17 protein-coding genes and 1 tRNA gene are annotated in these 20416 nt (G+C 62.4%); 8 read left to right on the forward strand and 10 right to left on the reverse strand.

All coding sequences use genetic code 11. From position 1 onward, the window contains the following. Positions 1 to 20: 20 nt before the first annotated feature. Positions 21 to 227 carry a hypothetical protein gene (locus FYK55_RS10870; RefSeq protein ID WP_150076437.1) on the reverse strand — a complete coding sequence of 69 codons (207 nt, stop codon included), beginning with the start codon at positions 225 to 227 and terminating at the stop codon, positions 21 to 23. A gap of 62 nt (positions 228 to 289) precedes the next feature. Here FYK55_RS10870 and FYK55_RS10875 point away from each other — a divergent pair, with 62 nt between their 5' ends. Continuing rightward, positions 290 to 1789, forward strand: coding sequence for a sensor histidine kinase (locus FYK55_RS10875; protein ID WP_150076438.1), 1500 nt, complete (start codon positions 290 to 292; stop codon positions 1787 to 1789). Positions 1790 to 1991: 202 nt separating this feature from the next. Then, positions 1992 to 3266 (forward strand): SpoIIE family protein phosphatase, encoded by a 1275-nt coding sequence (locus tag FYK55_RS10880; RefSeq protein WP_150076439.1) that lies wholly within the window; start codon positions 1992 to 1994, stop codon positions 3264 to 3266. 419 nt (positions 3267 to 3685) lie between these two features. Here the strand turns inward: FYK55_RS10880 and FYK55_RS10885 are convergent. Beyond that, positions 3686 to 3759: transfer RNA gene (locus FYK55_RS10885), tRNA-His, on the reverse strand. Between the two features lie 337 nt (positions 3760 to 4096). Between FYK55_RS10885 and FYK55_RS10890 the strand changes: the two genes are divergently transcribed. The 3 genes from FYK55_RS10890 (at position 4097) to FYK55_RS10900 (ending at position 6971) form a co-directional block, all read left to right on the forward strand. Further along, on the forward strand, positions 4097 to 4948 hold the full coding sequence (locus FYK55_RS10890; RefSeq protein ID WP_150076440.1) for a hypothetical protein: 852 nt from the start codon (positions 4097 to 4099) through the stop codon (positions 4946 to 4948). Next, the gene (locus FYK55_RS10895) at positions 4948 to 5904 is read left to right on the forward strand and encodes a hypothetical protein (RefSeq protein ID WP_150076441.1); all 957 of its coding nucleotides are present in this window, start codon (positions 4948 to 4950) and stop codon (positions 5902 to 5904) included. Before FYK55_RS10890 ends, FYK55_RS10895 begins: the two co-directional genes overlap by 1 nt. Positions 5905 to 6236: 332 nt before the next feature. Continuing rightward, positions 6237 to 6971: an SDR family oxidoreductase gene (locus tag FYK55_RS10900; protein ID WP_150076442.1), complete on the forward strand. Its 735-nt coding sequence runs from the start codon at positions 6237 to 6239 to the stop codon at positions 6969 to 6971. Between the two features lie 94 nt (positions 6972 to 7065). Here the strand turns inward: FYK55_RS10900 and FYK55_RS10905 are convergent, their stop codons facing one another. The 3 genes from FYK55_RS10905 to FYK55_RS10915 all read right to left on the reverse strand — a co-directional run bounded on the left by FYK55_RS10905 (position 7066) and on the right by FYK55_RS10915 (position 11167). Then, complete coding sequence (locus FYK55_RS10905) at positions 7066 to 7986, reverse strand: hypothetical protein (RefSeq protein WP_150076443.1); 921 nt, start codon at positions 7984 to 7986, stop codon at positions 7066 to 7068. A gap of 303 nt (positions 7987 to 8289) precedes the next feature. After that, positions 8290 to 9012, reverse strand: coding sequence for a pyridoxine 5'-phosphate synthase (locus FYK55_RS10910; RefSeq protein WP_150076444.1), 723 nt, complete (start codon positions 9010 to 9012; stop codon positions 8290 to 8292). Positions 9013 to 9379: 367 nt separating this feature from the next. Then, positions 9380 to 11167, reverse strand: a complete 1788-nt coding sequence (locus FYK55_RS10915; protein WP_161604428.1) for a flagellar basal body P-ring protein FlgI — start codon at positions 11165 to 11167, stop codon at positions 9380 to 9382. 676 nt (positions 11168 to 11843) lie between these two features. Here FYK55_RS10915 and FYK55_RS10920 point away from each other — a divergent pair. Beyond that, entirely contained in the window at positions 11844 to 12527 is a 684-nt protein-coding gene (locus FYK55_RS10920) for a hypothetical protein (RefSeq protein WP_150076446.1), read from the forward strand. A 64-nt stretch (positions 12528 to 12591) separates the two neighbouring features. Here the strand turns inward: FYK55_RS10920 and FYK55_RS29675 are convergent, their stop codons facing one another. Further along, positions 12592 to 13155 carry a PEGA domain-containing protein gene (locus FYK55_RS29675; protein WP_235908598.1) on the reverse strand — a complete coding sequence of 188 codons (564 nt, stop codon included), beginning with the start codon at positions 13153 to 13155 and terminating at the stop codon, positions 12592 to 12594. 498 nt (positions 13156 to 13653) lie between these two features. On the opposite strand from FYK55_RS29675, the gene FYK55_RS10930 reads away from it, so the two are divergent. After that, a complete protein-coding gene (locus tag FYK55_RS10930) occupies positions 13654 to 14094 on the forward strand; it encodes a hypothetical protein (protein WP_150076447.1) in 441 nt (146 codons plus the stop codon). Positions 14095 to 14203: 109 nt separating this feature from the next. Here the strand turns inward: FYK55_RS10930 and FYK55_RS10935 are convergent, their stop codons facing one another. After that, positions 14204 to 15202 (reverse strand): hypothetical protein, encoded by a 999-nt coding sequence (locus FYK55_RS10935; RefSeq protein WP_235908600.1) that lies wholly within the window; start codon positions 15200 to 15202, stop codon positions 14204 to 14206. 181 nt (positions 15203 to 15383) lie between these two features. Here FYK55_RS10935 and FYK55_RS10940 point away from each other — a divergent pair, with 181 nt between their 5' ends. Further along, positions 15384 to 16775 (forward strand): DUF6666 family protein, encoded by a 1392-nt coding sequence (locus FYK55_RS10940; protein ID WP_150076448.1) that lies wholly within the window; start codon positions 15384 to 15386, stop codon positions 16773 to 16775. 119 nt (positions 16776 to 16894) lie between these two features. Here the strand turns inward: FYK55_RS10940 and FYK55_RS10945 are convergent, their stop codons facing one another. The 3 genes from FYK55_RS10945 to FYK55_RS10955 all read right to left on the reverse strand — a co-directional run bounded on the left by FYK55_RS10945 (position 16895) and on the right by FYK55_RS10955 (position 20340). Continuing rightward, positions 16895 to 17389: a DUF1269 domain-containing protein gene (locus FYK55_RS10945; protein ID WP_150076449.1), complete on the reverse strand. Its 495-nt coding sequence runs from the start codon at positions 17387 to 17389 to the stop codon at positions 16895 to 16897. 333 nt (positions 17390 to 17722) lie between these two features. Then, the gene (locus FYK55_RS10950) at positions 17723 to 18703 is read right to left on the reverse strand and encodes an AAA family ATPase (protein ID WP_390621725.1); all 981 of its coding nucleotides are present in this window, start codon (positions 18701 to 18703) and stop codon (positions 17723 to 17725) included. Between the two features lie 134 nt (positions 18704 to 18837). Next, entirely contained in the window at positions 18838 to 20340 is a 1503-nt protein-coding gene (locus FYK55_RS10955) for a hypothetical protein (protein ID WP_150076450.1), read from the reverse strand. Between the last annotated feature and the right edge of the window lie 76 nt (positions 20341 to 20416).

Below are 20416 nucleotides of genomic sequence, written 5' to 3' on the forward strand. Positions count from 1 at the left end.
GGTCGGCAAGAGGCCCCGTATCATACCGGGCCTGCTGCTCCGCACCCAGCGAGTGTAGGTACGCTTCGGAGCCCTCGCAAGCTTTCACCCATCATGACCGTCACAGCACGCAGGGTCAGATAGAGGAACCAGGATTCCGCGACGGCTTTGATCGCCAGGATGGTGACGCGGCGGTCGACTTCCGATCCAAGAATCCTGTACACGCTTCCCCGCAAATACGTCGCCATCGGCGTCTCCTTCTCCGGCATGCGGCGGCGCGTGGTTTCGACTTTTTTCGGAGACCCTCGCCGTGAGTTCCACTTTCCCCAACAGCAATCTCGGTCCGTCTGCCGGATCGGGCGACCAGCGGCGCCGGCATGGTCGGACAGATCACGTCGCAACGTTCTCTCCGGAATCCAAGCGGCTTTCGCCCCCAGCATCATCCCCTTCTTCGGCGACGGGTTCTGGTACGCCCGCGACCGTCGATCGACTGATCAGTGAAATCGCGCACGACCTCCGCTCTCCGCTGACCACGGTCCGGGAATCCATCCGACTGGTGCGCGACGAACAGGTTGGCCCGGTGTCGGCTTCGCAGAAAGAGTTTTTGTCCGCGGCCATCAACCAATGCGACTGCGTCCATCAACTGGTTGACGAACTGGTTCAGCTGGAACAGTTCGACTGCGGATTCCCCCGCGTCTGTCGACGCTGGACCACGGTCGAAGAAATTCGGCAACTGGTTCACCAGACGTTACGTCCCTGGATGGTTCCCAGAGGAATCGAACTGCTGTGGGATGCGCCCACCGATCGTGGGTTCCGACTGTTCGGCGATCCCGTGCTGCTGCGGCGGTTGCTGGTCAATCTGGCGGGTAACGCGATCCGGGCCACGCGTGACGGCCAACCGATTCTGATCCGCGGCGAACAACAACCGGGGCGGCCGACTGTTCGCTGGTCCGTGGTCGATCAGGGTCCGGGGATCTCGGCAAGCGACCTGCAACGAATCTCCCTCGGCAAGACGCCGGCCCGCTCGGTCGGCGGATTGGGATTGAGAATCAGTCGCCAGCTCGCCGCGGCACACTTTTCCAGTCTGCATCTGGAGTCGCGCGTCGGTACCGGAACGGCCGTCAGCTTTGAAACGCCCGGTGGCGGAGCCCGGCAAGTCGCCCAACAGTTCGCAAACTGGCGCTGTGCCCTGATCGACCGATCGGAAGGTGGCAAGGAACAGGTCAATTCCAATGCGGTCACGATTCGCGACCAGGCGTCCGGCCGGCAACGCTCTCAACCGCACAACCCTCGGCGGTTGCGCATCGATGTGCCCCCGACAACCATCGAATTGGGATTGCAGGACCATCAGCCTGCCTTCGCGGGGCAAGTCGTCCTGACCACGGTTTCGGTGGGCGCTGCGGTCCCGCCGGGACTGGCCGATCAGTTCGATCGCCTGCTGCAGCGGAGCTTGCGGATCACCGAGTTGGCTTACCGAGCCGGATGCCGCCACTGGGTCATTGCCTGGGACGCCGACCCGGAGGCAGCGAATGCCAAACGCGAAGCCCTCCGCTGCGAAAGCCGCAACCTGTTACCGGCCGTCCGACTTTCGTGGGGTGAGACTGCCTTGGTCGCAGCGAGGACCAAGGCACCGCCGCAATTCGCCAGATCGATCGCAAACCGACTGGCGGACCTGATGACACGCGTCGCGCTGCACCCCGACGAATTGGCAACGGATCCGGTTTCCGATCGCGACCATTCGGCGGCGGTGCTGCCGTCGGAAATCCCGCTCCGCCGTCTGCAGCGAGACGTCTTCCGCCTGAAAGCCTGACCGGCTTTTATCCGAATCGGACGTCGCGGAATGGGCTAGACTGACGAGCTTCGAATCGTTCGACCCACCACATTCGAAACGGCGACGTCCTCCGCCACCGTTTTCAGCCTCCGCCACCGTTTTCAGACAGTGCTCGCGAGCCGACTTTCGGTCCTGCCTTCCGGGAACCTGTCGACTGGATCCCCCTCCCCGGCCACAACGGATGAACTCATACGAAGACCCGGATCGAAGTCTTTCTGAGCACCCGCGACTGCTGGATGACGAGAGCGACGCGTACCAACTGGGATTGAAGAACCGCGCGCTCGCCTCTTCCACCGAAGGCATCACGATCAGCGATCCCAGCCAGCCGGACAATCCCATCATCTACGCCAACGAAGGTTTCGAGCGGCTGACCGGCTACAAACGTACCGATGTGCTGGGAAAGAATTGCCGATTCTTGCAGGGTGCCGAGACGGATCAAGCGACCGTGGCTGAGCTTCGCGAAGCGATTCGAGACGAACGCGCGGTGACGGTCGACTTGTTGAATTACCGCAAGGACAAATCCAAATTTTGGAACCGCCTTTCGATCACACCGGTCCGCAATGCCGAGGGCAAGACAACTCATTTCATCGGCGTGCAATCGGATGTGACGGCGCGGGTGGAAGCTGAACAAGCGCTACGTCGTACCAACGCACGGCTTCACGAAGCCAGCGAGAGGATGCGCAATGACTTGGAAGTGGCAGCCCGCGTTCAGCGTTCGCTGCTGCCAACGGAGCTACCCGAGACGGATCGACTGAGCATCGCCTGGGCGTTCCGACCGTGTGACGAATTGGCGGGCGATTTTCTAAATGTGCTTCAGCTGGATCGTCGCCACATTGCCTTCTACGTCGTCGATGTGAGCGGTCACGGCGTCGCCGCATCCCTGCTCGCGGTGACGATCGGTCGGCTACTCACTTCGCGTGTTTCGACCTCCTCGCTGTTGGTGCGGCAACGCAAAGGTGAAGCATCACCGCGTGTGATCATGCCCGCCGAGGTGGCAAAAGAACTGAATCGCCGATTTCCGATCGAAGAGCAGAACGGCTTGTCGTTCACCATGCTGTACGGCGTATTCGATCTGGAAACCACGAAGTTCCGCTTCGTCTCGGCGGGGCACGATCCGGTCGTGCATCTTCCCACGGACGGCCCACCCGTTTTGATCGAGGCCGACGGAATGACGATCGGCTGGATGGAGGACGCCGAGTTCAGTGAACAGGTCGTGTCCCTGCAGCCGGGCGACCGTCTTTTGATGTATTCCGACGGCGTCCCGGAGGCGATGAACGCCGATCTGGTCCCGTTTTCCAAAGAACGGATGCTAGAGGTATTCACCCGCGACCGCACGAAATCGCTCCACGACAGCATTGCATCACTCGACCAAGCAGTCGATCAATGGTGCCAGCCCACCGGCCCGATCGATGACGTCTCGATCCTGGGACTTCAAGTCAACGATCCCAAACGCTAATCACACGCCCCTCGGTCCGACGGTCAAATCTGGCGCCGAATTGCTCCATCCAAATCGACGGTACGATTCCAAACGGGTGAACCCACTTGCCGTGGTGGAGCTAGAAATAGGACAAGCACTTCGGGTCCAACTGGCAGCGTGTTGGATGAGAGCGAGACCCAAACATCCCGTTGTCGACGTCGCGATGGAGCCTGGTGGGACAGAGCCACGTTGCCTGAGCCGCGTTTTTTTCACATCAACCGGCCGCTCTCGCCTTGCCGCTCATTGCACGGCAAATCACGGTGTTGTTGATTCGAAGTGGCCTTGCTCCGCTAGGGAACCGCCGTGGGTCGGCAAGACTTTGAAACGGGCCCGCACGGCAAAAGGGTGGTAACGCAAAGAGGCGTTCCGGCCGGTAAATCACGGTGTTTTCCGAGAAGGGTGAGTGACCGGGTTCGAACCGGCGACATCTGGAACCACAATCCAGTGCTCTAACCAACTGAGCTACACTCACCGTGACAGGGGCAGCGATCTGCGAGGCATCGCCAGCGGCGAAGTCGGTGCTGCTACCTGAGAATGACTTTATCCATCTGAGAAAGTTCGGTCAACGGCCGACCCGACTTCAAAGTTTTTCCCATTTCGCCGTCACCGGGTCGAACTGATCGCCGGAGACCCCCGGGAGAATCGCCCCAGTCGCTCTCGGGGACCCGTCGGGTCCGTCGCCGGTGCGGCAAACGCCCGGATCTGGGCCGGATCCGCCTCGCGTTCTTGGCGACGCCATCTTCCCAGGTATCCTATCGAGAACCTCCCGCGCTGCGCGCAAGCACCTCCCTCCCCCCACACGATCGCCCATGGCACGACGAAAGCAACGCCGTTCATCGTCCAAACGCGATGCGTCCCCGGCAAACGATTCGGTACCCAAGGACTCGTCCAGCGAACCGGTCGAGTCTGGCGAACGGGTCGCAACGCTGACCGCCAAGCGGCCAACCCCCTCCGAAGCGGCTTCGGCGGAAACTCGCTACGCCGAAGCCCTTTCCGCCGACGCACTGTCGGGTACCTCCCGACAGCGTGGGATGTACGCCCGGTACGTTCCCGGGCCGGGCAAGCGGGTCGTCATCGGCTCGCTGCTGGTCCTTCACTTGGCGGCCCTGTTCGTTTCGTACGCCGCCCTGATCGGTCCCTCCTCGACCCATTCGCAACTGCTGGATCTGCTTTCGCCGTACCTGCGAACGACCCATTTTGCCGCCGACGGACGCCCGTTTTATCTGGCTCACGCAACTCCCGACGAGCAACCGCATCGGTTGCAGGTCGCGACTCTCAGCGGCACCTCAAACCGACTGGATGCGACGACACCGTGGCGCACGATTGAACCGGATGGGCCCGCGGGGTTCGCATCATCGGATCGATATCATCGATGGATGGCATTGGCCGCGACGCTGAACGGATCCGAACAACCCAGCCTGGCGGCGGCTTTGCTGCTGCCATTGGTACGCTCCGATGAATCGATCGACGCCGTGCGAATCGTTCGCTTGCCGACCGAGTTGACGTCGGCGGTGGAAGATGCGGCGGCACCACCTTACCTGGCGCGCGTGGTCCGCGAAGATCAAGAGATCCGACTGGTCGCGGTGCAAGCGGATCGCCTAACCACGTTTCCTCGCGACGAGAAAGCAAGCTCGACCACGACAACGGAAACGGACGACTGATGAGTAGTACCGTCATCCCATCACCGTGGACCGATTTCTGGTTCCGCCCCTCACCGATCTGGCACTTGACCTGGGTGCGGCGGGCGCTGTGTCTGGTCACCGCAGGCTATTTCGCTTCCGCACTGCCCGACGTCTCCACGTGGTACGTCTCGGGCGCCCCGGCATCCAGTTCCAACCTGGCCACTTTCTTCCGGACGGCCGAACTGACCGACCAGGCACGGTGGATGTTCTCGCCGCTGTACCTGTGGGATTCCGCGTTCGCGATGTCACCACTCAGTGAGGCGGCTTGGGTGTACCAAGCCTACCTTTTGATCGGCATTGCGTTGGCCGTGCTGGTGGCCGTCGCGAATCCGCTGTACCGGTTTGAAAGACTTCCCCGCGTCGTGTCTTCATTGCTGGCCGGTTCGCTGCCATGCGTGTTGCTATGGATCTGGTTCGTCGGATGGGCCAACCGTGCCGTCTTGCTGGCCGGCATCACCGAACCGGTACTGAGCGTGTCCCTGGCTGCGTTGGCCATTGCCCCCAGCGGCGTTCCCGCCCTGGACCGCCTGCCGGTGAGCAAACGACTCAGTTGGCGGACCACGTTGTCGCGACGGCTGATCGCGGTCCAAGCCACTTTGATTGCGTTGATGACCACGGCCACCATGCTTGCCAGCCCAATCTGGTGGAACGGGATGGGGGCCTACGCGCTGGTCGCCCCGGTTCAAGACCGACTGATCGACGTTCGTGAGACGTTTTTTGAGAACTCGATCGTCTACGAATCGCTGACCCTGCTGTTGGTGCTGGTACTGCCGCTGGGGTTCTGGCTTGCCTGGCGTCCGAACACGCGCCGACTGGCGTTGGGTCTAATCGCGGTTTGGGCCACGGTGGTCGCATTCTTGTCGGCAAACATTCTCTACGCGGTGACGCTGGCCATCATTGCAACCAGCATCGGCCAACCGGAAACTGACGGCTAGCCAGACGGCGTCACGTCGAATCGCAAACGTCGTTGATCGCTGGCCCAATGCAGCGGACTCGCCAAACGGTCGCGGTGCCGCCGCGCCGATGCTCTGTCGAGCGTTGGTGACCAAACGTGGTGCTTGCTCAGCCAGCACAGGGGTTAGTCAACACGGGGCTCCCGCTTCGGTACCGCGACCGCATGTGTTAGTCTCTGGCCCGCGTCGTGCCTGGCGTCCCGACCGGTGGCGCGGAACCGACCGGTGGCACTCCATCGATCGGCGGCCGTCCACCTCGCATTCCCCCACCCCGTCAATCTGACTTCCCTCCAACAACCTGAGGTTTTGTCACCGTGAGCAATCTGTCTGGAAAAATCGTCGCCATCACCGGAGGCGGAACCGGCATCGGTGCGGGAATTGCCAAAGCACTGGCCGAAGCCGGTTGTCGGGTGACCATCGGCGGTCGACGGCTTGAGAAACTGGAGCAGTTTGCCGCGTCGATCGACAGCGAGACTCCGATCCATTGCCAAGCCTTGGACGTCGCCGACAAGCAGAGCGTGGCCGCATTCTTTGACGCGGTGAACACCCAATTTGGCGAAGTGGATATCCTGGTCAACAGTGCCGGCATCAACATTCAAAAGCGTTCGATGGCCGAGATGGCTCCGGAAGACTGGGAGCGCGTCTTGGAAATCAACGCGACCGGTGCCTATCGCTGCATGCATGCGGTGCTGCCGGCGATGCGCAAACGACGCGACGGACTGGTGGTGAACATCTCATCGGTCGCGGGAAAGCGAGCGATCGCCCTGGGTGGCGTGGTCTATTGTGCCAGCAAGTTCGCGATGACGGCACTCGGTACCGCAGTCAGCAACGAGGTGCGCGATGAAGGCGTGCGAATCACCAACGTTTACCCCGGTGAAGTCAACACACCGATCTTGGACAATCGTCCTGCCCCGGTTTCGCAGGAACACAAGGACTCGATCTTGCAGCCCGAAGACATCGCATCGGTGGTGCTGACGATCTGCAATCTGCCGCCGCGGGCCAACGTGCCAGAGGTCGTTATCAAGCCGACCAAACAGGAATGGGTGTGACCGCGAGTCGCCATCGGCGACCGGGCGCGTGTCGGAACGCGATCCGGAATTCGGACCGAGCGTCGACCCAGGGTATCAAGGTCGACTCTGGATATCAGGGTCGACGCGGGGACAGATAGATCGCATCGCCGCTGAACAGCCGGCGAAACTCCTGATCATCCCAGGTCAGCCAGCCGACCGCCGGGTCGGCGACTTTCCACTTTCCATCGGCCGTTCGGCTGTGCACCACCACGGCATGCCCCTCGCCGCTGGTTCCCAGCAGACGCTGAACGGGGCCGGCGGACTGGTCGTTGTGGAATCGAATCACCGCCACGTTCGGCAATTGCCCCAGCGACTGCCACAAACTCGGTTCGGAAGACGCCACCCGGGCGTCCCGCCCGGTACCGGCCAAGGTGATTTGAAGTCCGCGGAACAGACCGAGCGGCGAAGTCCCTTTCTCACTGGTCAAACACACGCGGGCCATCGCGGCTTCGCTGGACGCCGCCATCTGACGTTTCGAAATCGGTGACGGGGATGCCAGGGCTTCGAAGTGTCGCGGAGGAGCGATCACCCCGGCCTGACGCAGCAGCGTCGCCGCGGCAGCCGGCCCACAACTGGCCTCGTTGCTTTGCAAACAAACACCATCCTTCCACAGCGCGATTTCGCTGATCTGGATCGGGGCCAACACCGGGCGGATCACCGGCAACACCAAAAATCCGATGCCGATGATCATCAACACGCCGCTGACTGCCGAGCGCCAAACCGCACGGACCGCGCGGACTTCGCAGGCCAGACCCGCGGTGAACGCCAGAAAGACTGGCATCCAGTTGGACCAACATAGCGCGGCCGAGACGGGCAAGGCGGATGCCCACTGCAACCGGCCGAACCAGCCGAACGCGAAAACCAAGCTGAAAATCAAGCACTCGGCGAACAACAACGGTCGGTCACGATAGACGGACAGCGACAACCGCCGTCCCGCAATGAAGGCGAGACCGGAGACTGCGACGATGAATCCGATCGCAATCCAAAGGTCCATGTGCCGTCCCCAACTTGATTGATCCGGTCGCTTCTTCCGGAGCTCCCCACTCCGGCATTGCTGCCCAGGCAACCTCTGCCTGTATTAAGAAACAATGAATTATCATCCGCCTACAACTGCAATCGGGACATTTTGCCGCGGGAAATCAAGAATTTCACATCAAGATTCGTCATTCTGGCGAATCTTCGGTTGCAAAGGGTCTCGTTTGGCGCAGCCAGCAGGCCGCGTCGGAGGGTGCACTTTCTATGCCAGTAACGACCGAAAGACCGCAAACGACGGTGATACCGCAGCGGTGGCGGCAAATCAGGGACAGCAGACGTCCAGAATCCGCCGCATTTCAGCGACGGCGTCCCGCATCCCGACCATCACCGCTCGGCTGACGATGGCGTGGCCGATGTTCAACTCAACCATGTCGGGCAGCTTGGCCACGGGTCGCACGTTGACGTAGTTCAATCCGTGGCCGGCGTGCAGACGGATCCCGGCCCCCGAAGCGACTTCCCCGGCAGCACGCAGCCGGTCCAGTTCCCGGTCGGTCTCGGAAGGTCCGGCCAAGGCATAGGGCCCGGTGTGCAGCTCGACCGCCTGGGCGCCCAAGTCGACCGCCGCTTTCACCTGGTCGACGTCTGGATCCACGAACAGGCTGACCAGGATCCCGTGTTGCTTCAACTGATCAATCGCGTCGCCGACCCGACCGTCATCGCCCAACACATTCAAGCCGCCCTCGGTGGTGACTTCTTGGCGGCTTTCGGGCACCAAGAGGGCCCACGTCGGCCGGACACGACAGGCAATCTGCAGCACCTCAGGTGCACAGGCGATTTCCAGATTGGTCTTCACCGTGACCGTTTGCATCAACACTTCCACGTCGCGTTGCTGGATGTGCCTGCGGTCTTCGCGAAGGTGAAAGGTGATCCCGTCGGCGCCACCCTGCTCAGCCAATGCCGCGGCGACCACCGGATCGGGCTCGTAGGTGCGACGTGCCTGACGGACGGTGGCCACATGGTCGACGTTGACGCCTAATTCGATCATGACTTTGCAGCGAAACAGATGGTGAACGGCGAAGCAGCACGGTCGGCGCGACTCCGCGGGGCCGAACGGTTGCCCGCACCTGCAACATGACGACGCCTCCGGCCGACGGAAGCAGCGATCACGGAAGCAGCGACCAGGGTAACAACGGCCACGGCGGGGATGGATCAAACGGGCCCAAACAGGCGAGACACTCTATTGGACCGCCGGGATCATGGCGAGCCCCGGCGGGTCTGGTCGCGCCCTTCACGATCCGGTCGGGCGTTTGACGATGCGCCTCGCGGACTGGCACAGCGCGGCCACCCGAAAGAATCTGCTTGGTCATCGAGCGTCTGGCACCGTGCCCCGACGGGCACGCTGCCCATGCGGCTCAGACGCCGCTGCCGATGAACCTGTCAAAGAACTCAGGCTCTTCGCTGGGGTCCGTTTCCGATTCGCTGACCGAGTCGTCGTCTTCTTGCAGGGAGCCTTCTTCGCGGTGGTAGGTTCGCAACGCTTTGGGCAACGGGTCGATCGCGAACTGGTCGACGATGAACCCCTCCGACTTCGCATTGCGAAGCACGGCAATCACGTCGCCGTATCCGCCTCCGACTGCGACAATTCCCTCGATCAGACCTTGGATGGTCGAATCCACCACGGCGCGTCGGTCTTTCTCGCCTACCTGGAAGCGGCTAATCCGAACCTTCCCGGGCTGTTCCGGTTTGATGATCATGCCGCCGGGACCGAACAGGAATTTCTCAATCTTGACCGGAGCAGGCTCACCAAAGATGACCACCTCGGGAACCTCACGGGTGGAAACCACGACGGCCGGCGGCGCCTGAGATTCGATCCGGTAGAGCCGCGTGGCGGTCCCGATTTCGGTGGGCGATAGGACTCGGGAGGCATCGCTACGACGCCGCAAGGTGGTGAATGCCCCGTAGCGGGTTTCGATGCTGGGCTGATCGAACAGCCGCGTCAGAGCATCGACCACGCCGGGGTGATCCAGTCCCTCCAACACCGTCAGTGCGGGATAGCGGAAGGCGGACTCGTTGGCGATGGCATCCTCCAGCGGCGCGATGGCTTCGCGTCGGCCCAAAAAGCCCAGTGCCTCGGCAGCGTAGAAGCGCAGCTCCGGATTCTCGGACTGGACCGCCGCGACCAGGGTCGGAACGGCACTCTCGCCGAGCGCCTCCAATTGCAACGCCGCGTCCGATGCGGACGCCGGGTCCTTCAGCCGGTCGGACAAGTCTTGCAGCCGGGCTTGATCATTCGCCTTGCGTTCGCTGATGCCGATGGCACGCACGACGGCGACGTAGCGGCCCAACGCGCCCTCGTATCGAGGGTGCAACTCCAATTCCACGTAGTCATCCTCCACGGCTTTGGCGACGCCGCGCCGCGTGGTGCCGTCAAAGAAGAAAAACCGGCGATTGATCGCCGCGGCAATGTCGCTGGAAACTTTCACGTGCTGGTATTCCGGTCGAATCACAAACCCCAGTTTGCGCGTCGACTGCACCCGGCCTCCGCCAAGCACCAAAGCTTGGCCGTTGTGCCGCGGATCGTCGTCACCCTGAAAGGCGGCCCGCGTCAACACGGATCCGGTCCCCAGCGCCAAAACGTCACCTTTTCGCACGCGTCCCTGAATGACTTGCTGCAGCCGCATCCGGGTGTCCAGCAACCAACCGCCCTGCAGATTGGTGGCATTGCTTCCCGGCGGAGCGTCAATTTGCAAATCAATGGGATCACCACGCTTGGCCCCCGGCGGGACGGTGGCCCGCACGCGGACGATGGAATTGCTGCTGGCTTCCAAGATTTCTTCGGGCTTCTTCACGTCGTTGCGACGCATTTCCTCGATCAGCTGGTCGCGATAGGGCGACGGATCGGCCGGCCCCCCGGTTCCCGGCAGCGAGTTCACCAGCCCGACTCCGGTGACGTGGATGGGATTCAAGCCCCGCGGCGCGGCAGCTTCGCGGATCAGATCCGGCACCTCCGGCGGCTGCAGCAGATCGGCGACGCCCGCCTGGCCGTCCGGGTCCGCGCCTTTGCGCCCGGTCAGCAATGAGCACCCCGGCGCAGCGCTGAGCGCCAGGAGTGCCGCGGCCGAGACCCACCAACGGGTCCGGGCGGGGCGGCGTGAAGATGTCAAAGGGGTCGTCGCGGTCGCGGGCGTCCTGCCAGCCATGGAAGATTCCATCTCGAGTCCGGTTCGAAGGGCATCATGCCAGTTGCCTATAGCCGATCCGCCCCACCGGGAGCAAGCCGAGCCGGCGCGGGCCGCGGCCCCCACCGGAAGCGATCCGCGGGCGTCCCCCGACCCCGGACCAGGGACCACTCTTTTCCCGAATTCTTCGCCACGCAAACCCTTGACCTTGGGAGAGCGAAAGCCACAAATCCGCCACGAAACCGACACCCCCCGCACGGGAAAACCGGCCACGATTTTCCGCCATCCATGGAGGGTTTCGCCGAGACGAATCGGAAACCAAGGGGCGATCGAATGCCGCTTGCCAGACCGGCCGACCCCAACGACCGCCCCGGGACACACCCAACGCCACAGCGACGGCAAATTCGCTGCTTTGACTCCACCCGAGACAAGTTTTTCTAGCAAAAGAAATAACTGGACACCTGGGCAATGCACAGCTATCGCCTGCCCGGTTTCTGTGCAGATCGGCCGCCCCCGGCTGCCGGGCGGGCTGCACAAAAAGGATGCAGCTGGCCAATGCAAGCGTAAGCCGTTTTGAAAGCAACACTTACGAACCAGCGTTTGACCGGGGCCGACGATCGGCACATTCACCCGCGGTGGGCGTCATTCGCACGTCCCACGGCGTTTTCACCGATCGCTCGCGAAGGATTCTGAATCGATGCCCGAATCGCTGCACAAGGAAAAAAATCAACCGCCCACCGACACGGCGGCCCCGAATGCGGATCCGCCGCTGCGATACGCCAGCGACCCCAGCCCGGAACAGGCCGCCAACCTGCCCACCCTGGAACTCTCCCGACCCGACCCCAGCGGAGACTATGCCGACCGCTGCAAGCAGGCCCTCCTGTTGGCGGAAGAGGCGTTCGCGAAGACGGGCAGCTGGGTGATCTTCTTTCGCGAGATCCTGGGTGTCGAAGGCGTCGTGCGGCAGCTGTTTCCCGACGATCAGGAACGGGCCGAGTTTATCGACGGGCCCGAGCACGCGACGCTGCGCGAGATGCTGGCGGCCATCCGCAGCCAGGATCAATCGAAATCAGATTCGGCGGAACCCGAACGCATGATCACCATTCGCATTCCACGCTCGCTGCATGATTTGCTGCGGGAGGAATCCGAGGGTTGCGAATTGAGCATCAACAAGCTTTGCATCACCAAATTGCTGCAACCGGTCGACCCCCGATTCATTCCCGAGCAACAGGGGCGTCGTCGCGGACGTCGCCCGGGACCGCAAGGTACCCGCCCTCGGCAGGACGCCAGCGGCGGAGCTCGGCAAACCAGAGAAGCTCACGCGACGACCTGGTCGCGAACGACCGGCAACGGCCAGACGACACACGGCCAGAACAGCTGAGCGGGTCGCTCATTCAGCCCGCTGCCCCCTCACCCGGTTTGACTCCTTCGTCCCGCAGCCACCATCACTGCCGCGGCGCGGTGATCACACCGGCGTTGGCCTGATTGCGCAGGCTGTCGGCCCGAGAAAGCACCTCCTCCGCGGCGGGCACCGTGCGCGGAACCAGCTGAACATCGATGATCCGCTCATCCCGGACCTCCCCCGGCCACAGCGTTTCGGCAATGAAGTCGATCCCCGGCCATTGGTACCAAGGCGGATCAAATCGCCGACGAATCGTTTCCGTCCGGTAGCCGTCCGCCTCGATACGAAACTCTCGCGTCCCGTAGTAGGTGAAGGAAGACGCGGCGGGTGACGTCCCGATGACCTGATTGTCGACCGAGACCAGCGCGCCGGGCGGATTGGTCCGCACGGTCATGCGACGCCGCACGCAACCCTGGGACAGGACCAACGTTCCGGCCACAGCCAGCCAGAGCGATCCGCGGACGCACACCGCAGGCACGGCGGCGGGGAAAGCACCGCGAAACCCCCGACCAGCGGATCCGGCGGCGGGGTTGCACCGATGGCCGGGCAACCGATGACGGGACAGGAAAGGCACGGGGACTCTCGGATCGACGGAAAGATCACTCACCGAACCCGGTCGTAGCACTTCGTGCCGCCGCACTTCCACCCCAATCTCCGCCCCCTACTCCGGGACGCCCCACGATCCGGGAGGTTGTGCAGTTCCCGATCACCCTGCCTCCGGGAGGGTCGCGGAGGAGCTTGCGACGACGCGGGGAGTGTGTGAGCGGATCACGGAGTCACGGACCGCCGTCTGGCAGTGGCGGCGACGGGGGTTTTGCTCCGCCGGCTGGCGGCGGCAGCTACCAGGTCGTGCTCAGCCGTCTGGCGACGGCGGCGACGGGGTGTTGCTCCGCGCGTTTCCAGACGGAGATTCATCAGGCTCTGGCCCGTGTCGCGACCTCAAGATCGCCGCAAGGCTTGCCAGGCGGACCGTGCCAGGAATCCGCCCGGCCGACAGCGGTGGCGGGTTGCGTCGACTGGGAGGGTCAGCAAAACTTTTCCGACGATTGACCGGTCGTTGCGGATCGGCGTCGTCCCACCCATCTTTCTAAAATAAGGACAAGAGATGAACGGAGTACGTGTCATGAAAGCGGCCGCCGTCGCGGTCTTCGCGTTGAGCCTGGCTGCACCGGCCGATGCAGGATGTTTGCATGCAAAATCCAAGGGCTGCTGCGAGCCAGCGCCTGCCTGCCAACCGGCTGCCTGCTGCGAGCCCGCTCCCAGCTGTGAACCTTGCTGTCAGCCGGCGGCTTGCTGCGAACCGGCTGCACCGGTGTGCCCGCCGCCGCCGGTCGAAGTCAGCTTCTGCGTGACGGATCCGGAAACCTGCTGCAAGTACCCGGTGACCGTCTGCGTCCCGGCCGAATGCGAAGGCCAGGTGCCCTGCTACGTCGGCTGCCGCCCCGGATTCCTGGGTCGCAAGGTGCTGACCTACAAGTTCGAGTGCTGCGACGAATGCGTCGACGTGGTGATCACCAAGTTCGGTCGCGTCATCGTTCGCGACTGATTGGAGGCGAGCCTTGCCCGCTTTCAAGCGGACACGATGCCTTGCGAATCCACGCCGGATCAGGCCCTTTCAAAAAACGCCCTCGTCACCGTGACGGGGGCGTTTTTTGTTACAGCAGCGGTTCGACCTGCTTGCTCTGCCGGTCAAACCGGAACACCTGTTCCTTTCGCGGATCGGCCACGTACAGAAATTTGTCATCGGCGGTGATTCCGACAGGATTGACCAACGGCTCGCCTTCAAACCACTTCTCCGTTTGGCCATCGGCGGTGAATTTCCAGATGGATTTCCCATAACCGTCAGTCACGAATCCGTGGTCACCGACCCACACGATGCCGTTGGGAAATTGGTAGGGACGTTCCACGATGATCGCTTCGGCGGTCTTCGCATCCACGTCGATTCGTTGAACCGCGTCGGCATCCGGCGTGATGGCCCACAGCTTGCCATCGGCGTCAAACGACAACCCACGAGCGTTCACGCGGGCCACCAATTCAGGCTTCCCGCCGTCGATCGGCAGCCGAAATACCGCCCGCCGCTCGGCGTCACCGACGTACACCGTTTTTCCCTCCGGGCCGACCGCGAGTGCCATCGGGATCCCCAGGTAACCATTGTTCAGCGCCTTCAACGTCGTGCCCGGACCAGCGGCCGCGTAGATCTCACGACTGGCGGAGTCGCCGATCAAAATCCCATCGTCGGGATGGACGGCAACCGCCCAGGGACGATTGACGGGCTTGCGAAGCAATTTGGTGCCCGGGGTGTAGACCTTCAACTCGTCGGGGGTGCGCAACCAGATCCCGGGCAAATCCAGGTCCACGATGTACAGCTTTTCGCCGGCCACGGCGACCGCTCGGGGATACGTCACCTTGGCCTGCTCCGCGTCAATCGGGCTGGGGACCTCGACCTCCGCCACGACCGGCTCCGCCGAAGGATCGGCTTGATCCTGCACCGGCTTTGGCGATTCGGAATCCGTTTCGCCGGATGCATCTGCGGCCTGCTGCGCCTCGCCGGCAGGTTCAGCTTCCGCCGCCGGCTGTTCAACTGCGGGTTCCTGCCCAACCAACGGTTTGGCCGACAAGATCCCGCATGCGCCCAACAAAGCCAACGTTGCCACGTGACGGATCAGGAAGGCTGTAGCGATTGCGCAAGATTTTCTAATCATCAGGATTGGAGGTGCCGAAGAAAGAGGTGCGGGCTGTCGTCGAGACAAGCCCGTTGGAAGCGTCCGACCGCACGCGGGGGGAACGACCGACGCTCGACATGAATCGATTTTTCACACTGGAATGAACCGGACCATGAGCACGTCGCGAAATCAAACCACGCGGGAATTGACTCGCCGGTCCACCGGGATGCAGCGCATTCTAAACCAAACGGTCCCGCGCCGGTGGACGGGATCGTTGCTGACGGTGGCACTTGCCGCGACCGCCATGCTGCTGTCCGCGGATGCCTGGGCCCAACCCGCAACCGGGGCGCCGCAGCGCTACGCCCAAGACCAGATTGATTTGACGGGCGTCCGATCACTTGCCACTTCGCAACGCCCGGTCCGAAATCGCGTGCGTCAGACCAGCATGCTTGGACCGATCCAGTTGGAACCGGCCTGCGGTTGCGAAGGCGCTTGCGACTGCCCGATCGGGGGCTTTGCGGAACCAGGTTGCGGCATCGAAGCATCTTGCGGCATCGAAGCGACCTGCGGGATCGATTCCTGGCCGACCGCGGCAACCTGCGATTCTTGCGGCACCGCGGGCTGCGACGGTATCGGCTGTTTGACCGCCGGACCGATCGGCTGCGACGGCATGGACCCCAGCTGTGGATGCGATCAATGTGCCCGCCCGGCGGCCCGCGCGATCGATTGCCTGTTCCCCCGATTGCGGGTGCACTGGAATCGCTACGATTTCTTTGCCGGCGTCGCCGGATTCACCGGCCCGCTGAACTATGCCAGTACCAGCACCGACGAAACCAACCGCGTGGGCGCGGGCAGTTTTGGATTCTACGAGGGATTCAACAAAGGACGCTCGCTGGCCTTCTTCGGCACTGACCTGGCGTTTCAATACGGGGCTCGGTTCAGCCAAGCCAACCTCTCCGGAACCAGCTTCACCGACGACACTCGCCAACAAGTGTTTGTCACCAGCGGATTCTTCCGCCGCGTCGACTACGGACTGCAATACGCCCTGGCGGTCGACTACCTGTATGACGACTGGTACTACCAGGCCGACTTGAACCAGCTTCGTGGCGAGCTCAGCTGGGTGACGCGAAACCGCCACGTGTTCGGTCTGCAGTTTGCCGCCGGAGTCAATGATGACACGTCGCGCACCAACGTGGTGGATGCCGACGGCGACACGTTTTCGGAGACGCTTGCGATCGAAGCGATGAATCAATATCGCTTGTTCTATCGGCAGCAACTTGCCCGTTGCGGTTCGTGTGAAGCGTTCATCGGCTGGACCGACAACGATGACGGCCTGCTGGGTGTCGATCTGGACCTGCCGATCCACGGTAATCTGTTGTGGAACACGTCGGCCACCTACCTGATCCCCAACGAAGGCTCGACCAGCGGCGGCTTCCGCGAAGAAGGCTGGAACCTGGCCATCGGTTTCACGTACCGCCCCGGCGGCCTGGGAGCCCAATCCCGCTACAACCGTCCGCTGCTGGACGTCGCCGACAACGGCCTGATGATGCTGGACCGAAAATAATCTGATCGCCAACCTGACCAAGCGATCCCGTGTTCCAAACGCCGAAGGCACCGCGTTGCCCTCGGCTCTGGTTTGAAAATTGGAACGTCGGTTGGCCGAGCCCTGAAGACGGATTCCCGTTAGGAAACCTTCTCCAGCGCCTCGCGCAAACTGGCCTCATCATCCTTGGACAACGAGGTCTTGAACACCTTGCCTTTGCCGGCAAACTCCTTCAGACCGTCCAGCACTTTGTCAGCGGTGGCCTTGCGGACCAGGATGAAGAGGGCTGATTTCCCCGGTTCAAACGATTCCGCCATCGACTTCATTTCCTTGTCGTCGATCCCGATATCCGAGAACAGACCGGACAGTGCTCCGGCACCGGCGCCGACCGCCATTCCGACCAGCGGATTCAGAAAGATCATCCCGATCAGCGTGCCCCAAAATCCGCCTCCGATTGCACCGGCAGCGGTCAAGTTGACTGCCTGATGCAGTTGGACCTTTCCATCCTGGTTCTTGGTCACCACCACCGCATCCTCCATTTCGATCAGATACTCCTTCTGCATCTTCACCAACGCGGTCCGCATTTCGAAAGCGGTATGCTCATCATCAAAGACGATCGCGATCAGATTGCTCATGGTCGTATCCCTGCTTGGTCACCGGAGTTGAATTGCCAATGCGGGACGTCATGGGGGCCAACGCGATGGTCGGCATCCAATACGCCCTGCAGCCAATCGAAGTATAGGGAAACCCCGGCAACAACGCTCGGCATAATGAGCATCGTTTCCGTGAACCGATCAGGGATCGATCGGCTCCGGCGGCAAACGCGTGAAACACCTGACAGCAGTGCATTTCCGCTCGACACACCGCGGGGTTTGCGCCGCATCCGCACAGGATTTCTTGATCAAGATTTCTCGATCGACTCGCGACAGGCGGGCGTCTTGACCAACGCGGGGACACCGGCAGCGAGCTCAGTCTCGCGGTACCTCGATGCCGCGAATCATCGCTTGCAGCTCTTCGTCCACGGTGCGACCTTCAATCTCTGCTTCGGCGCTCAACTGCACACGATGCCGCAGCGCCGGAATCGCGACTTCGACGACGTCGTCGGGGATCGCAAAGTCGCGGCCGCTGAATCCGGCCAGCGTCCGAGCGCACTGCATCAGCGCCAACCCGGCCCGTGGCGAAGCACCGATGTGGAACGCCGGCCAGTTGCGTGTGGCGCGGACCATCTTGTTGATGTAGTCCACCAAGGCGTCTTCGACGTTAACGGTCCCGCACAACTGAATCATGTTCAAGACCGTTTCCGGATCCGTGATCGTTTTCACTTCCGTCTGCAAACGCTCATTCAGATCGACCCGCTTGCTGTGCAGCCGCAGGATTTCCGCCTCCTGGTTCTCACTGGGATAGTCCACTTTCAACATGAACATGAAACGGTCCAACTGCGCTTCAGGAAGGTTGTACGTCCCTTCGCTCTCCAGCGGGTTTTGCGTCGCCATCACCAAGAACGGCTGAGGCACGACGTGGCTGGTCCCGTCGATGGTGACGCGGTACTCCTGCATGATTTCCAACAAGGCCGCGTGCGTTTTGGCCGGCGACCGGTTGATCTCGTCGGCCAACAGCAGCTGGGTGAACACCGGACCGGGGCGGAATCGAAATTCGCTTTTCTGCATGTCGAACACGGGAGCACCGGTGATGTCCGACGGCATCAGGTCGGCCGTGAACTGAATCCGACCAAAGTGACAGCCGAGCGCCCGTCCCAGGGTCCGCACGAACAGTGTCTTGCCGAGCCCGGGCACCGATTCGATCAACACGTGGCCGCCAGAGAACAACGCCGTCAACGTCCCCAGCACCAGTTCATCCTGGCCGACAAACAGTTTTGCCACTTCGGATGACAACCGTTGGTACAGCTGTTCGACCGGTTCGAATTTCGGACTCTTTCCACGATGCTGCACCACGTCAGCGGGAAACGACTCGGAGATCGATGGCGGCGCGGCCGACCCCGGCGACGACGTCGGCGCCGATCCATCAACGGCTTGGGAATCCGCCGAGGCGGGTCCCGCGGGCTGGCTTGCTGGTGTTGGATCGGTCAACGTTCAACCTCGGTGGATTGGAAGGGTGGGTCGTTCGGCTTGGGGTTGGATGGTACTTCCGCTGGGCGTTCGCTCGCAACGGCCGAGTCGGACTGGGCGACGGCAGGGGAACGGGGTTCCGGCCCGGGCTGGACCGACGTCTCCGGTCCTGGCTCTGCCGCTTTCGACGGTTCGGCGGACTCGTGCCGGGGCCGCGTGAGGGCGACAGGCGAAACGTGCTTGGGTTCCGGCAACACCCAGGGCCCACTGGTTTCACCTCGAACCCTTCGCATGTATTCGCTCACCCGCCGCCGCGCATAGTTTTCCCCACCGCTGCGCCGCATCAACGTGGCGACGGCATCCAGGTGGTCACCAAAATGAGTCAGATCGCCGCGAGACACGTGACGTGGGCGGCCGAAAATCGGCAGCAACATCAGACAGATCACGAATCCCAGAATCGCGATGTGAATGGTCACCAGACTGATCGGGAACACGGTCAATAATTCCGCGCCGCTGGCGCGGGGGATGGCATCCTGCCGCTCGCTAATCGGCATCTCACCAACGGCGGAAGAAAACGCGACCTGTGGTTCATTCCCATCGGCAAGCAGACCGGTGTTCGGATCAATCACGTTCCCATCGATCAGTGGCTGTTTGGAAGCCTCAATCAGCCGCGCCGCAAGCTGCCGATTGGCCGGCCGGACCAAGCCGAAATTGGTCAGCAGCGATCCGCCGGCAACCACCAGAATCTGGGAATCACGCCATTGATCACTGGAGATCCGCGCCACAACCGTGTCCCCGCTGTCGGTCTTCAGCAGTGGCTCGAACGCGACGTCACTGCGGACGACCGACGAGGTGGCCCCGACATCCCACGACGGGCTGCCCGGACCAGCCTGCTGAACGATCACGGTACCGGTTGGCTGGTTGTTCTTCGGGTCGTGTTCCGACACGACCCATTCAAATCGCCGCAGGTCCGAGTCGTTGCCGGTGTTCTCGTCTTCCATTCCCGTCCAGGATGTCGTGGCGGACGGGTCGGCGGAAAGCTCCGAACGTTGCACTTTGGGGACCGCATCAAACCATCCGTTGGAAGGCAGTGCGGTGCGGCGAAGATGCCATTGGTGTTCGACGATCAGTTGTTCGGCATACTTGCGTCGATACTCCAGCCGTTGCGCGGGAGTCGCCGCGGGGCGCGCCTGACGATAAAACTCCGCCTCACTTCCGCTGTCCGGAATCACGTAGATCAACGTCTTGTTTCCCATCCGCAGCCATTGATCGAACCAGCGTGTGGTTTTCACGCCAATGCCGCTGGGATGTGACGGCGTCCAAACGACGACGGAGCTGCGTCGGGCACGCGTGGTCAAGCGGTTCAAATCGCGATCTTCGAATCCCGCCCCGATGAATCCTTCACGCAGGGCCGCGAATCCGTTGATGCTTCGCGAGGCCGTGTAACCACGACTGGGACCGTAAGTTGTCGGTAGGCCGCGACTGCATCCCGTCGCCAGCAACAACGCCAGGCAAATCATCCAGCGGACTGATCGCCACTCGCGCCGCAGCACATGGCGCGAAATTGAACCGCCGCCGGGCGCACCGGGCGAAGCT

The sequence above is a fragment of the Roseiconus nitratireducens genome, from assembly GCF_008629675.1.
Classification (GTDB): domain Bacteria; phylum Planctomycetota; class Planctomycetia; order Pirellulales; family Pirellulaceae; genus Stieleria; species Stieleria nitratireducens.